Raw genomic sequence first — 14082 nt, 5'->3', positions numbered from 1 at the left:
TCCTGAATATTGTTAGAAGCCGAAAAGGTCGTGATAAAAGTGGACGCCATTATTTATTGCCGTGTCAGTACGGATAAAAAAACCCAAGAAACATCTTTGCAGCGCCAGCAAGAAGAATTAAAAAAGCTTGCTGATCTTCATCATCTAGAGGTGAAAAAAGTCGTGATGGAAAAAGCAAGCGGATATGATGTAGACAGAGAGGGTATTTTGGATGTTCTTCATACAATGAAAGAAGAGAAAATATCCGTGCTGCTCATTCAAGACGAAACACGATTAGGCAGAGGAAATGCCCGAATTGCGCTGCTTCATGCTTTTCATAAAGAAAATGCTACCATCTATACGATTAGTCATCAAGGTCAGCTTCAGCTTTCAGAATCTGATTCAATGGTGTTAGATATTATTAGTTTAGTGGAAGAGCATCAGCGGAAATTACATAATGCTAAAATTAAAAGAGGAATGAAAAGAGCCGTAGAAAACGGTTATCGTCCGCAGCAAAATTTAAAAAACCAGGGAGTTAACTCGGGAAGAGAAAAAAAAGAAGCGCCGATTGAAGAAATTGTCCGCCTTCGTCATAACGGCTTAACCTTTGCTGAAATTTCAGTTACGCTAAAAGGTTTTGGTTATAATATTTCAAAAGCGACCGTACATCGTCGCTATCAAGAGTATCAAGAGAGTGCTCAATCTCTTGATAAAACGAAAGAGATTTAGTAAGATGACTACATGTTGCCGGAACGGTTCGGTAATTTTAATTATTGATTATAAGGAGATAGGTTTTATATGCTATCAAAAGATAAACTTGCTCGTATTAATGCTCTTTCAAAAAAGGCAAAGGCTGAAGGTCTGACAGAATCTGAAGCGAAAGAACAGCAAGAGCTACGTCAGGAATATTTAAAAGTTTTCCGACAATCTATGACAAATCACCTTCATACGATTAAAGTTGTGGACGAAGAAGGTAAAGATGTTACGCCTAAGAAGTTAAAAGAGAGTAAAAAGAAGCGTCTTCACTAAGACGTTCTAGTAAAACTAGAGGGAGTGTTCCCTCTAGTTTTTTGTATATTTTTAATAAGGCGTACAAAAACTGTAAAAGTGGAAAATTTTTTGGTTCAAGTATTGTACAAATAAGCAAATCATTAGTATGATAACATATGTACATAGTTTTGAAAGGAATGAAGAGTATGACACAACGTATTGAAGATCTTTCGATTGCAACAATTCGTACTTTATCAATCGATGCGATTGAAAAAGCAAATTCAGGTCACCCAGGTATGCCGATGGGAGCTGCTCCAATGGCATATACATTGTGGACAAAATTCATGAACATCAATCCAAAGAATCCAAACTGGTTTAACCGTGACCGCTTTGTATTATCAGCAGGACACGGATCAGCACTATTATACAGCTTGCTTCATTTAGCTGGATATGACTTATCAATTGAAGACCTTAAAAACTTCCGTCAATGGGGAAGCAAAACACCAGGTCATCCAGAGTTCGGTCATACAGCAGGTGTTGATGCAACTACTGGCCCACTAGGACAAGGTATTGCAATGGCTGTTGGTAAAGCAATGGCAGAACGTCATTTAGCTGAAACATACAACAAAGAAGGTTTAGAAATTGTAGACCACTTTACGTATGGTATTTGTGGTGACGGAGACTTAATGGAAGGTGTATCTGCTGAAGCAGCTTCATTAGCGGCACACTTAAAATTAGGACGTTTAGTTGTTTTATACGATTCAAATGATATTTCTTTAGACGGAGATTTAGATCGCTCGTTCTCTGAGAACGTAGAAGATCGTTTCAAAGCTTACGGATGGCAAGTAATCCGCGTTGAAGACGGCAATGACTTGACAGCGATTGCAAACGCAATTGAAGAAGCAAAAGGCGATTTAACACGCCCAACGCTAATTGAAGTAAAAACAACAATCGGATTTGGTTCTCCAAACCACGCGGGTACTTCTGGCGTGCACGGTTCTCCATTAGGTTCCGATGAAACAAAATTAACAAAAGAAGCTTATGCATGGACATTTGAAGAAGATTTCTATGTGCCAGAAGAAGTGTATGCTCACTTCAAAGCTACAATTGCTGAAGATGGCCAAAAGAAAGAAAACGAATGGAACGATGTATTTGCACAGTATAAAGAAAAATATCCTGAACTAGGTCGTCAATTTGAACTAGCAGTAGAAGGAAAGTTACCGGAAGGCTGGGAAGAAACGCTTCCAGCATACGAAACGGGTTCAAGCTTAGCTAGCCGTGCTTCTTCTGGAGAAGTATTAAACGCAGTAGCACAAGCTGTACCTCAATTCTTCGGCGGTTCAGCTGACTTAGCTGGCTCAAATAAAACAATGATTAAAGGTTCAGAAGACTTCACTGCAGCTGATTACAGCGGACGTAATATCTGGTTCGGTGTACGTGAATTTGCAATGGGAGCTGCATTAAACGGTATGGCTCTACACGGCGGTGTAAAAGTATTCGGAGGAACATTCTTTGTATTCTCTGATTATCTTCGCCCAGCAATTCGCTTAGCAGCTTTAATGAAGCTTCCTGTAACATATGTATTCACACATGACAGTATCGCAGTTGGAGAAGACGGCCCAACACATGAGCCAATTGAACAATTGCCATCACTTCGTGCAATGCCAGGTCTTTCAGTGGTTCGTCCTGCAGATGCAAATGAAACAGCTGCTGCATGGCGCTTAGCATTAGAGTCAACTGACCGCCCAACGGCGCTTGTATTGACTCGTCAAAACTTGCCAACGCTTGAAGGTACAAAAGAAAATGCATACGAAGGCGTGTCTAAAGGTGCATATGTTGTATCTAAAGCTGGTAAAGACCAAGCGGATGCATTAATACTTGCAACAGGCTCTGAAGTAAGCCTAGCAGTAGAAGCACAAAAAGCATTAGCTGCAGAAGGCATTGACGTATCTGTAGTAAGCATGCCTGCATGGGATCGTTTTGAAGAGCAATCTGCTGAGTACAAAGAAAGTGTTATCCCTAAATCAGTGAAAAAACGTTTAGGTATTGAAATGGCTTCTACACTTGGCTGGGAACGCTATGTTGGAGACGAAGGACAAGTTCTTGGTATTAATCACTTTGGTGCATCTGCTCCTGGTGAAACAATCATGAAAGAATTTGGTTTTACAGTTGAAAATGTAGTAGCAAAAGTGAAAAGCTTGCTTAATGCATAATTCTTTTTCATAAGAAAGAGCAGACTCCTGTGGTCTGCTCTTTTTTTTCGACAAAAAAACAAAGGAATTTTTTCATCGATAGACAAGCATTGCGTACACCATTCGGTATAATGGTACAAAAAAGAACGAGCCGAAAGGGAGGATGAATCGTGAGAACGTATGAAGTATATTTAATGGAGGAAGAAGTTGCATCATCCTATTTTCGAAGAGAAAAGCTCATTTATCAGCTGCTGATTGAATATAGAATGAAACGTCACTTGCAGGAAACGCACTTACAAAAACAAGTTCATTACATTACTCGCCAACTGCCCATTTCATTTATTCAACGAGAATTGCTTCAGGCGTTTTCTCATTATCCTCATTTTTTCACTCATCAAGAGACGTTTGTGCTGGAATATCCTCATAAAAAAAGTCGAGCATCTATAAAATTAACGAATCGCTGTATAACAATTGAAGGAGATGGCAATGTTGATGCTGAGACAGCTTTTTTTGAAGTATTACGCAAGCTAGATCCTTGTTTTTTAGCAGTGAATTATGGAACGGATGAATACGGCTGGCTGAGGCCTGTGAAAACAAGAAAATTTGTGTAATTATTTAAGGAAATTGGAACGGAAATATTGTATAATAGCGTATGGTCTAGTACACTGTAAGTTAGACAACACGAAGGAGGAAGTAATACCATGGGAATGTATATTCTAGTTGGTGTTCTAGCATTAATTGTTGGGATAGCGCTAGGATTTTTCATTGCTCGTAAGTATATGATGAGCTATCTGAAGAAAAATCCACCAATTAATGAACAAATGTTAAAAATGATGATGATGCAAATGGGCATGAAACCATCGCAGAAAAAAATTAACCAAATGATGAAAGCAATGAACGGCCAAATTAAATAATGGTTAATTGGACAGACACTCTCTATTCAGAAGGGTGTCTTTTGTTTTATGATAGAGATAAGAAAATGGTTGTGGGGCTAGGGGGATACGATGAAAATTTTTCGAGAGTTATGGTGGTTTTTCAAACAGGAAAAAAAGTCTTACATAACGGGGATAGCGCTGCTCATTATTGTGGCAGCATTAGAACTTCTCCCGCCTAAAATTATTGGTTTAACGGTAGATGGTATTAAAGAAGGGACGCTGAATGGAAAGCGCTTAATGCAGATGGTTGGCATTTTGCTAGGAGCTGCTGTTGTGGCCTATTTCACAAGATACATATGGCGTATTATGATATTTGGATCATCTGTTAAACTAGCCAAGCAGCTGAGAAATACCCTCTACACTCATTTTACCAAGATGAATCAGGCCTTTTATCAGCGGCGGCGAATTGGGGATTTGATGGCCCATGCAACAAACGATATTCAAGCTATTCAACAAACTGCAGGTTCGGGCGTTTTGACACTCGTGGATTCCATTGTCACAGGAGGGCTTGTTCTATGCACAATGGCCCTCACAATCAGCTGGAAATTAACGCTTATTTGCCTTATTCCTATGCCGCTTATGGCCGTTTTAACAAGTTATTATGGTACATTGCTTCATGCGCGGTTTCACCACGCACAAGCCGCATTTTCTACTTTAAATGATAAGGTTCAAGAAAGCATTAGCGGAATTAAAGTCATTAAGACGTTTGGGGAAGAAGCAGCTGATGTCGAAGAATTTCGCATTAAGTCTGCAGATGTTGTCCAAAAGAACATGAAAGTAGCCAGAGTAGATGCATTGTTTGATCCGACCATTTCGATTATTGTAGCACTTTCTTTTTTACTTGCTCTTATTTTTGGCAGCAAGATGGTTATTAATGAAGAGTTAACACTAGGGCAGCTTGTTACCTTTACAACTTATTTAGGCCTTCTTATTTGGCCGATGCTCGCGTTTGGCTGGCTATTTAACATTGTGGAACGAGGAAGAGCATCCTATGAAAGGGTATTTTCTTTATTAAAAGAAGAAAATTCGATTGAAGAAGCAGCGCATCCTAGTGTTGAAGTGCCAACAGGAAATATTGAAGCTGTTATTCATAGGTTTTCGTATGGTAAAGCAGATGAATATACGTTAAACGACATTTATTTTACACTTTCTCGAGGTCAAACGTTAGGGATTGTGGGAAAGACGGGGGCCGGGAAAACCACGCTTTTAAAGCTACTGCTTCGTGAATTTGATGTAAGTGACGGAGCTGTTTTATGGGGAGGAAAAGACATTAAAGACTATGCGTTTGATTCATTGTACAAAAGCATTGGATATGTTCCTCAAGATCACTTTTTGTTTTCAACCACAGTCGCTGCTAATATCGCGTTTGGAAAAAGAGAAGCAAGCAATCAAGAAATCCAAGAAGCGGCTAAAGTTGCCAATGTACATAGAGACATCCTCGATTTTACAGATGGCTATCAAACAATAGTAGGTGAAAAAGGCGTTTCGTTATCTGGTGGACAAAAACAGCGTATCTCGATTGCAAGAGCTCTTCTATTAGATCCTGAGCTTTTAATTTTAGACGATTCGCTATCGGCGGTAGATGGAAAAACGGAAGCGGGTATTTTACAAGCGCTAAAGCAAAAACGTCAAAATCGAACAACGATTATCACAGCGCATCGGCTGAGCTCGGTTACTCATGCAGACCTGATTCTTGTACTTGATAAAGGGAAAATTATTCAGCGAGGAACTCATGAGGAGCTGCTTAGCGTGCGCGGCTGGTACCAGGATATGTACGATAGACAGCAGCTTGAACGTGCGGTAGAAGAAGGAGAGACGAAAAATGAAAATTGAGCATTCTTCGGTACATACACGTCTGTTTCGCTATACAATTCCGCATAAAAAATCATTTTTTTTAGCGTTCACACTATTATTAATTGCTACGGCTGCGGATTTATTAGGGCCCATTTTGATTAAAATTTTCATTGACGATTATTTAACTCCCAAGTACTTGCCTCTTCAGCCTCTTGTGTGGCTTGCAAGCAGTTATTTGCTTTTACAGCTTTTAAAAATTGTCGTTCAATACTTTCAGCTTCTGCAGTTCCAAAAAATTGCGCTTCAAATTATCCAGCAGATTCGAATTGACGTTTTTTCTCATGTTCATCGCCTGGCTCTTCGCTTTTTTGACAACACGCCAACAGGAAGCCTGGTATCTCGAATTACAAATGACACGGAAGCCATGAAAGAAATGTTTGTGGAAGTCATCGCGGTTTTTATTCAAAATGGGGTATTTTTGGTCGGTATTTTTATAGCCATGTTTATGCTAGATGTGAAGCTGGCTTTTTATTGTTTAGTTCTTCTCCCGTTCATTTGGGGACTTATGAAGCTTTATCAGCATTACAGCGCTATTTACTACGGGCAGCTTCGAGAAAAGCTAAGCCAGTTAAATGCCAAGCTTCATGAGTCTTTGCAAGGCATGTCTATTATTCAGTTATTTCGTCAAGAAAAGCGGCTGCGCTCGGAATTTGAAGAAATCAATGATGAGCATTACAAAGCGGGGATGCGTAATATTAAGTTGGATGGTTTGCTGCTAAGACCGGCAGTCGAAATTCTTTACATTTTAGCCGTTATTCTTGTGCTCAGTTATTTTGGTATTTCCGTAGCTGACAGTCCTGTTAAAATTGGTGTTCTTTACGCGTTTATCAACTACTTGGATCGTTTTTTTGAGCCTGTTAATGAAATGATGCAGCGTCTTTCTATGTATCAGCAAGCGATGGTATCAGCCTCTCGGGTATTTGACTTGATGGATGAAAAAGAAAAAAATCCAGTGATGACAGGAGAACAAAAGCAGGGGATTCAAAAAGGAACGGTAGAATTCAGAAACGTCACGTTTTCCTATGACGGTGTTCGAGACGTGCTGTCTGATATATCATTTACGGTAAACGAAGGAGAAACAGTCGCTTTAGTAGGACATACTGGAAGCGGGAAAAGCTCCATCATTAACTTATTAATGCGTTTTTATGAACAGCAAAAAGGAGACATTTTGATCGATAATAAGCCGCTGTCGTCTTTTACAAATAAACAGCTTCGAGATGAGGTAGGGCTGGTGCTTCAAGATGCCTTTTTATTTGCAGATACCGTAAAACGGAATATTACGCTGCACGAAGACCATTTTTCTGATGAACAAGTAAAAGCAGCGGCGGAATTTGTGCAAGCTCACGCATTTATTGAAGCTCTTCCTAATAAGTATAATGAAGTGCTAGTCGAAAGAGGTTCCACTTTATCAAGCGGCCAGCGTCAGCTCTTAGCATTTGCAAGAACGGTCATCCGGACTCCTAAAATCCTTATTCTTGATGAAGCAACAGCACACATTGATACAGAAACAGAAGAAGCGATTCAAGAAGTGTTAAGAGATATGGGAAAAGGCCGCACAACCATTGCTATTGCTCATCGTTTATCGACTATTCAACACGCCGACTGTATTTTAGTACTGCATAAAGGAAAAATCGTTGAAAAAGGCACTCATACTGAACTGCTAAACAAAGGCGGTTTGTACTATAATATGTATCAGCTTCAGCACAGTGAAAAAGAGGAGAATTTCAGCAAAGAAACAGGAGTAAAAGAGACTTATACAGAATTGATAGAGTGAAGGCAAAAAAAAGAAACAACCTTCATGGAGAGGTTGTTTCTGTCGTTTGAGCAGGGAATTCATTGTAAACGTTTAATAAATGATCTAATTCTTGACTATGTTTAATAGCAGGTGGAGAGTTTAATCCACTTACTCGGACTATGCGGATGAGTTCTTCTCGTTTCTTTTCAATCGCTAATAGAATATCTTTTTTGGCCAATGCTATGTATCCCTTCTAACAAGTCGTTTACCTAATTATACAAGATAATGGTACTATTTGAAAGAAGTGAGATAAGACAATTTGGTTACAAAATGGTAACGAAAAAGAACAAAAAGAACAAAAAAGGGAAGTGGGAAATGTGGGAGATTTAAATTTGTTTTTGGCATTTGGCGCAGGTTTTTTATCGTTTATTTCACCTTGCTGTTTGCCCTTGTACCCAGCTTTTTTATCGTACATAACGGGAGTATCAGTTAGCGAGCTAAAGGAAGGCGCAAAGTCACATCAGCGAAAAGCTTTTATTCACACAGCTTTCTTTTTGCTTGGGTTTTCTGTCATTTTTATTATGATTGGTTTTGCAACGTCCTTTATTGGTCAGTGGTTTTTTAACTATAAGGATTTAATTCGGCAGATTGGCGCTATTCTTATTATTTTCTTTGGTCTAGTTGTACTAGGGATTTTTAAGCCTCGAATTCTTATGCAAGAACATAAGCTTAGATTCGCAAATAAGCCGGCTGGTCTCTTAGGTTCTTCTTTCATAGGCATGGCTTTTGCTGCGGGCTGGACTCCTTGCACGGGCCCTATTTTAGTATCGGTTATGGCGCTTGCAGCGACAAACCCAGGCTCTGGCCTTTTGTATATGATAGCTTATTCACTTGGATTTTCTATTCCATTTTTTATTATGACGTTTTTTATTGGGAAAATGAACTGGTTAAAAAAACATATGAATTCCATGATGAAAGTTGGCGGATATGCAATGATTGGCATGGGATTTATTTTGTATTTTGACTGGATGACAAAAATTATTATTTATACAACGAGCGTATTTGGAGGGTTTACGGGCTTTTAAAAAGGGAAAATGATACAAAAAAGAATCTGAGAATTGGCAGATTCTTTTTATTTTTCAAAAGGCAAAATAGTTACTTTCGCTTTTAGGAAATATACAAGAATATGGTGTGAAAAAATATATAGAAAAAATTTATTTTTACTATATCTTCTATAAATACGGAGTGATACAATGAAATCGTCATATTTTTAATTGTTAAAAAGAGGTGTATAAATTGAAAGATATTTTGTTAATCTTGCTTTTGCAACTGATCTATGTACCGATCTTGACGCTGCGCACAATTTTTTTAGTCAAAGGTATGAGTATGTATGCCTCGGTTTTTGGATTTGTTGAAGCGTTAATTTATGTATTCGGCTTATCCCTTGTATTTTCAGGAGATCAAAGCACGCTTGCTATGGTTGTATATGCAGTTGGGTTTGGAGTGGGAATTATCCTCGGAAGTTATATCGAATCTAGGCTTGCTATCGGATATACAACATTCTTAGTTAACCTTATGACCAAAAATGAAGAGTTAATTAACCGCCTTCGGCAGGAAGGTTTTGGTGTTACTGTTTACCAAGGAGAAGGAAGAGACAGTGCACGCTATAGATTAGACATTTTAACAAAAAGAAGTAGAGAAGAAGAGCTATTAGCATTCATTGAAGAATATGAGCCTCGTGCTTTCATTATTTCATACGAGCCGCGTAAATTTAAAGGTGGGTTCTTACTAAAAGCAATGAAAAAGCAAAAACAAAAGCAAAAAGCAAAAGCAGATATCACCTCTACTAAATAAAAACAGAAGAGATCCTCTTCTGTTTTTTTGTTGCACTTTTACTTCTGATGTTTTTTGGATTATAATATAAGTAAACACTAAACTATAGTAAAGGAAGGATTTCATTGGTTATTGCTTCAACACTTGTCGCAATTTTTATGGCTTCTTTCATATTAGTTGTTCGAATGAAAGCTGCTGATAAACCAACGAATGCAAAAAAAATTATACTTCCGCCTTTTTTTATGAGTACGGGAGCGTTAATGTTTATTTTTCCAATGTTTCGAGTAACGGGTGCAGAACTGCTTGAGGCGTTAATAGCAGGCATGATTTTCTCAATCCTGTTAATTAAAACGTCTAAATTTGAAATTCGTGACGATCATATTTACTTGAAGCGTTCAAAAGCTTTTGCATTCATTATTATTGGTTTGCTTATTATTCGAATTGCAATGAAAATATATTTAAGTTCTTCAATTGATGTTGGCCAGCTTGGCGGTATGTTCTGGATTTTAGCATTTGGTATGATTGTACCTTGGCGCATTGCGATGTACACATCGTACAAAAAGCTCGAACGAAAGCTGCATAATGACCGACTCGCTAATACAACGATATTAAACTAAAAAAGGTGGCTACGCAGCCACCTTTTTTGATTTAAAATAAATGCTGATAGGGGACGGCATCTATTTTTTGCTTTTTTAATGTTTTTAATAAAAATTTATGATCACGTTTAGGTGTAGCTAAAATGTATCCACGTACGATTAAGTCTTCCGTTATAGAGGCTGCTTGTTCCTCAATTGCGAGTTCCCCAATTTTCCCCGCGATTTTTTGTTTGGCTACATCGCGAAATAGTTCAGGTACGGGTTCAACAAGAACGTTTAATAGCTGCTTTTGATCTGCTGACCAAAGGTGGACGGTTTTGGAAAGATAGTGATCTTGCCAATCAAGCTCAGACATGCCGTCTTCTTTTGGTAAGCGCTTTAAAAATTTCCTGAACATAAAAAATCCGCCGATAGCAAACATGCTCATTAAAAAGACCACCCAAAATAAAATAACCCATAAAAACCAGCCCTCTAGCATATTTTTCACTCCTTTATAAAGAGGTCAATCATAACATTACTATATTTATACATTTATTATAAAAGCCTTGTTCCTTTTATGGCAATATAAAATTCCTGTACTTTATGCGAGAGATGAGTCCTTTTTGACTCATAAGTAAGTTTTTATAGACTTACTTATGAGTGAATTATCGTTAGAATTATCTAAAAATCCTTATTTTTCAGCTTTTTAAAAGTTGGCACGTTTTTTGCATATAAACTAATTGAAGAATTATTTAATATGAGAGGAAGATAAAAAATGAGTCAAACTTTTAGCAAAGTAGCAACAAATTTACCGGGAGAAAATGCAAAGCAATTATTAGATAGAAGACACCGTGCCATTCCGAAAGGTGTAAGTTATGGCATTCCGACATTTGCTGATACGGCTGAAGGGGCGATCGTTAAAGATGTCGATGGCAATACGTTTATTGATTTCGTAGGCGCAATTGGCACAATCAATGTAGGACACAGTCATCCAAAAGTAAAAGAAGCGCTTCACAAACAAGTAGACCGTTTTATTCACACAGGATTTAACGTAATGATGTATGAGTCATATGTAGAGCTTGCAGAAAGATTAGCAGCAATTGCACCTGGTGAATTTGACAAGAAAGTATTACTTTTAAATAGCGGAGCAGAAGCTGTAGAAAACGCAGTGAAAATTGCTCGTAAATATACAAAGCGTCAAGGAATTATTTCCTTTAACCGCGGTTTCCATGGTCGTACATTAATGACAATGACAATGACAAGTAAAGTAAAACCATATAAATATGAATTTGGACCGTTTGCTCCTGAAGTATACAAAGCTCCATATCCTTATGAGTATCGCCGTCCACAAGGTTTATCAGTTGAAGCATACGAAGATTTCATGATTACAGAATTCAAAAACTTCTTAAATACAGAAGTAGCACCAGAGACGATTGCAGCTGTTGTAATGGAGCCGATTCAAGGTGAAGGTGGCTTCATCGTTCCAGGTAAACGTTTTGTGCAAGAAGTGTATCAATTATGTAAAGAGCACGGAATTTTATTTGTATCAGATGAAATTCAAGCAGGATTTGCACGTACGGGCCGCTACTTCGGTATTGAACATTTTGACGTTGAGCCTGATTTAATTACTGTATCAAAATCACTAGGAGCTGGCGTACCGATCAGCGGTGTCATTGGTCGTGCTGAAATCATGGATGAATCTAATCCTGGTGAGCTTGGCGGAACGTACTGCGGAAGTCCTCTTGGATGTGAAGCAGCTTTAGCTGTACTTGATATCATTGAAGAAGAAAAGCTAAACGAACGCGGTGAGTACCTTGGAAAAGTAGTAACATCACGATTTGAAAAACTAGCAGAAAAATATGACTGTATCGGTGATATTCGCGGATTAGGTGCTATGTCTGCTATCGAGCTTGTAAAAGATCGTGAAACAAAAGAAGCGGACAAGGAGCTTACACAGCGTATCGTAAAAGAAGCAAACAAGCGTGGATTATTACTGCTTAGCGCAGGAGTATTTGGAAACGTTCTTCGTATCTTAATGCCAATTGTTATTACGGATGAGCAGCTAGAAGAAGGCTTAGCTATTTTTGAAGCAGCGCTAGAAGCAAGCGTACAGCAAACTGTTGAAGTATAAGTGAGATTGAGACATGAGGTTGAGACAAACATATTTTAGTTGAAAAAAGATCCGAACGATGAAACGAGATTTTTGATAAAGAATCCAATTCGTTCGGACTTTTCATGGTGATGGTGAACGTAGGTTTCATGTATGTGGCTCTTTCTAGCTGGTGATTGGAGGACAAGCCGAAGACTCCTGCGGGAAAAGCGGAACAGGTGAGACCCCGCAGGAGCGCAAGCGACGAGGAGGCTCACCGGCCGCCCGCGGAAAGCGAAGGCTTGCACGAAAATCAAAAGCGGCGTCACAAGCGATTCACATGAGCTCCTTTATCCCGTTTGTTCGTCTTTAGATGGGACGGGTTTAGTTATGTCTCAACCTCATTCTTCATGAGTCACAAAGAATGGGTATGTTTGGACACTCTATTTATAGATTTTTCATTTTCTGATAAAATAAAATAATAATTATTTTTTGACGAAAAGGTGATTCAAATGACCATTCATAAAAAGCATATTCAGCAAATTAACGACGAACTTTACGATATATTTGAGTCATCATTTGATGAAATCTTTGTAACTGATGCGAATGGATATGTGTTAGTTGTAAATTCAGAGTGTGAAAAAAATTATGCTTTGAAAGTGGAAGATTTTATTGGAAAGCACGTAAAAGAACTGCAGGAAATGGGTATTTTTTATCCTTCGGCCACGTTAAAAGTGATTGAATCTAATCAAGCAATTGAATTGGTTCAAAAAACAAACTCCGGCCGGTATCTTCATGTACGGACAAGGCCGGTATTTACAAACGACGGTCATTTAAAAAGCGTTATTAGCTATTCTCGAGATCTCACAGACTTAATGGAATTAAAACGAAAAGTAGAAGAGATGGAAGAACAGCTTGAAAACTATAAAAAAGAGTTAAACGAAGCCGTCGATTTAGAAGGCATTGTGACAAAAAGCGAAGCGATGAAAAAGGTTTTTTCAACCATTCAACGAGTTGCTTCTGTAAATACAACCGTTCTTTTACTTGGAGAAACAGGGGTAGGAAAAAGCAGAGTAGCAAAACTGCTTCACCAGCTTAGTACAAGAAAACAGCAGCCGTATCATGAGCTTAATTGTGCAGCGCTTCCTGAACAGCTTATTGAATCAGAGCTATTTGGCTATGAAGGCGGTACGTTCACTGGAGCATTTCGAGAAGGAAAAAAAGGGATCATCGAGCTTTCGAACGAAGGCACGCTTTTTCTAGATGAGATTGGTGAACTTTCTCTTTCAGCACAAAGTAAGTTGCTCCACGTGCTGCAAGACCGTACAATTCGTCCCGTGGGCTCAACAAGAGCAGTATCAATAGACGTGCGAATTATTGCTGCTACGAATCAAAATCTAGAACAAATGGTCGAAGAAGGAAAGTTTAGACGTGATTTGTACTATCGACTTAACGTGGTGCCAATTACAATTCCACCTTTACGAGAGCGAAAAGAAGATATTCTGCCTCTTGTCTATCAGTTTCTTCATCATTTTAATACGGTATACGAACGTAATGTGCGTTTATCACCAAAGGCGTTAGATGCGTTTTTAGGACAAGAATGGAAAGGAAACGTTCGTGAAGTGGAAAATATCATTGAACGTCTGGTTGTTACAGGGGAAGAAATGATTACGCTTAAAGATTTGCCTTTTGCAAAAGAGTTTGCTATCGATCCACCTGTCCATACGCTTCCTGAAATGATTGAACATGTGGAAAAAGAGATGGTCATAAAGGCGTTTGAACAGCATAGGTCGTCTTACAAAGTAGCAGAACAGCTTGGTATTAGCCAATCACAAGCGAGTCGTAAAATTCGAAAGTACGTTTCGGACAGCACCGAACAGTGAGTAGATAAATTTAAGCA

At 38.6% G+C, this 14082-nt stretch carries 15 protein-coding genes; 13 read left to right on the top strand and 2 right to left on the bottom strand.

Annotated features, from left to right (window positions below; all coding sequences use genetic code 11):
- Positions 1-39 precede the first annotated feature (39 nt).
- The 7 genes from U9R83_RS20370 (at position 40) to U9R83_RS20340 (ending at position 7724) form a co-directional block, all read left to right on the top strand.
- Complete coding sequence (locus tag U9R83_RS20370; protein ID WP_042991935.1) at positions 40-708, top strand: YneB family resolvase-like protein; 669 nt, start codon at positions 40-42, stop codon at positions 706-708.
- A gap of 69 nt (positions 709-777) precedes the next feature.
- Positions 778-1008, top strand: a complete 231-nt coding sequence (locus U9R83_RS20365; protein ID WP_013058775.1) for a DUF896 domain-containing protein — start codon at positions 778-780, stop codon at positions 1006-1008.
- A gap of 167 nt (positions 1009-1175) precedes the next feature.
- The gene (tkt, locus tag U9R83_RS20360; protein ID WP_013058774.1) at positions 1176-3182 is read left to right on the top strand and encodes a transketolase; all 2007 of its coding nucleotides are present in this window, start codon (positions 1176-1178) and stop codon (positions 3180-3182) included.
- Positions 3183-3331: 149 nt separating this feature from the next.
- Positions 3332-3772 (top strand): sporulation inhibitor of replication protein SirA, encoded by a 441-nt coding sequence (sirA, locus tag U9R83_RS20355; protein WP_013084721.1) that lies wholly within the window; start codon positions 3332-3334, stop codon positions 3770-3772.
- 90 nt (positions 3773-3862) lie between these two features.
- Positions 3863-4075, top strand: a complete 213-nt coding sequence (locus tag U9R83_RS20350; protein WP_013058772.1) for a YneF family protein — start codon at positions 3863-3865, stop codon at positions 4073-4075.
- Positions 4076-4165: 90 nt separating this feature from the next.
- A complete protein-coding gene (locus U9R83_RS20345; RefSeq protein WP_243549891.1) occupies positions 4166-5929 on the top strand; it encodes an ABC transporter transmembrane domain-containing protein in 1764 nt (587 codons plus the stop codon).
- Positions 5919-7724: an ABC transporter ATP-binding protein gene (locus U9R83_RS20340; protein WP_014458519.1), complete on the top strand. Its 1806-nt coding sequence runs from the start codon at positions 5919-5921 to the stop codon at positions 7722-7724. The genes U9R83_RS20345 and U9R83_RS20340 overlap by 11 nt, the downstream gene beginning before the upstream one ends.
- 22 nt (positions 7725-7746) lie before the next feature.
- Here U9R83_RS20340 and U9R83_RS20335 read toward each other — a convergent pair whose 3' ends face one another.
- Complete coding sequence (locus tag U9R83_RS20335; protein WP_014458520.1) at positions 7747-7923, bottom strand: aspartyl-phosphate phosphatase Spo0E family protein; 177 nt, start codon at positions 7921-7923, stop codon at positions 7747-7749.
- Positions 7924-8062: 139 nt separating this feature from the next.
- Here U9R83_RS20335 and U9R83_RS20330 point away from each other — a divergent pair, with 139 nt between their 5' ends.
- The 3 genes from U9R83_RS20330 to U9R83_RS20320 all read left to right on the top strand — a co-directional run bounded on the left by U9R83_RS20330 (position 8063) and on the right by U9R83_RS20320 (position 10135).
- The gene (locus tag U9R83_RS20330) at positions 8063-8770 is read left to right on the top strand and encodes a cytochrome c biogenesis CcdA family protein (protein ID WP_028410875.1); all 708 of its coding nucleotides are present in this window, start codon (positions 8063-8065) and stop codon (positions 8768-8770) included.
- Positions 8771-8981: 211 nt separating this feature from the next.
- Complete coding sequence (locus tag U9R83_RS20325) at positions 8982-9539, top strand: DUF2179 domain-containing protein (RefSeq protein ID WP_013058767.1); 558 nt, start codon at positions 8982-8984, stop codon at positions 9537-9539.
- 104 nt (positions 9540-9643) lie between these two features.
- Entirely contained in the window at positions 9644-10135 is a 492-nt protein-coding gene (locus U9R83_RS20320) for a CcdC family protein (RefSeq protein ID WP_013058766.1), read from the top strand.
- Positions 10136-10166: 31 nt separating this feature from the next.
- On the opposite strand, the gene U9R83_RS20315 is transcribed toward U9R83_RS20320, so the two are convergent.
- Positions 10167-10592 (bottom strand): DUF2621 domain-containing protein, encoded by a 426-nt coding sequence (locus U9R83_RS20315; protein WP_013058765.1) that lies wholly within the window; start codon positions 10590-10592, stop codon positions 10167-10169.
- A gap of 276 nt (positions 10593-10868) precedes the next feature.
- Between U9R83_RS20315 and gabT the strand changes: the two genes are divergently transcribed.
- The 3 genes from gabT (at position 10869) to U9R83_RS20300 (ending at position 14065) form a co-directional block, all read left to right on the top strand.
- The gene (gene gabT / locus U9R83_RS20310; RefSeq protein WP_014458523.1) at positions 10869-12224 is read left to right on the top strand and encodes a 4-aminobutyrate--2-oxoglutarate transaminase; all 1356 of its coding nucleotides are present in this window, start codon (positions 10869-10871) and stop codon (positions 12222-12224) included.
- Between the two features lie 151 nt (positions 12225-12375).
- Positions 12376-12555, top strand: a complete 180-nt coding sequence (locus tag U9R83_RS20305) for a hypothetical protein (protein ID WP_014458524.1) — start codon at positions 12376-12378, stop codon at positions 12553-12555.
- A 139-nt stretch (positions 12556-12694) separates the two neighbouring features.
- Entirely contained in the window at positions 12695-14065 is a 1371-nt protein-coding gene (locus tag U9R83_RS20300) for a sigma-54 interaction domain-containing protein (RefSeq protein ID WP_028410876.1), read from the top strand.
- The last annotated feature ends 17 nt before the right edge of the window (positions 14066-14082 follow it).

The organism is Priestia sp. LL-8, from assembly GCF_036227845.1.
GTDB lineage: Bacteria > Bacillota > Bacilli > Bacillales > Bacillaceae_H > Priestia > Priestia zanthoxyli.
Note: the sequence above shows the minus strand (reverse complement) of the source record. Positions and strands in the feature narration are given on the sequence as shown.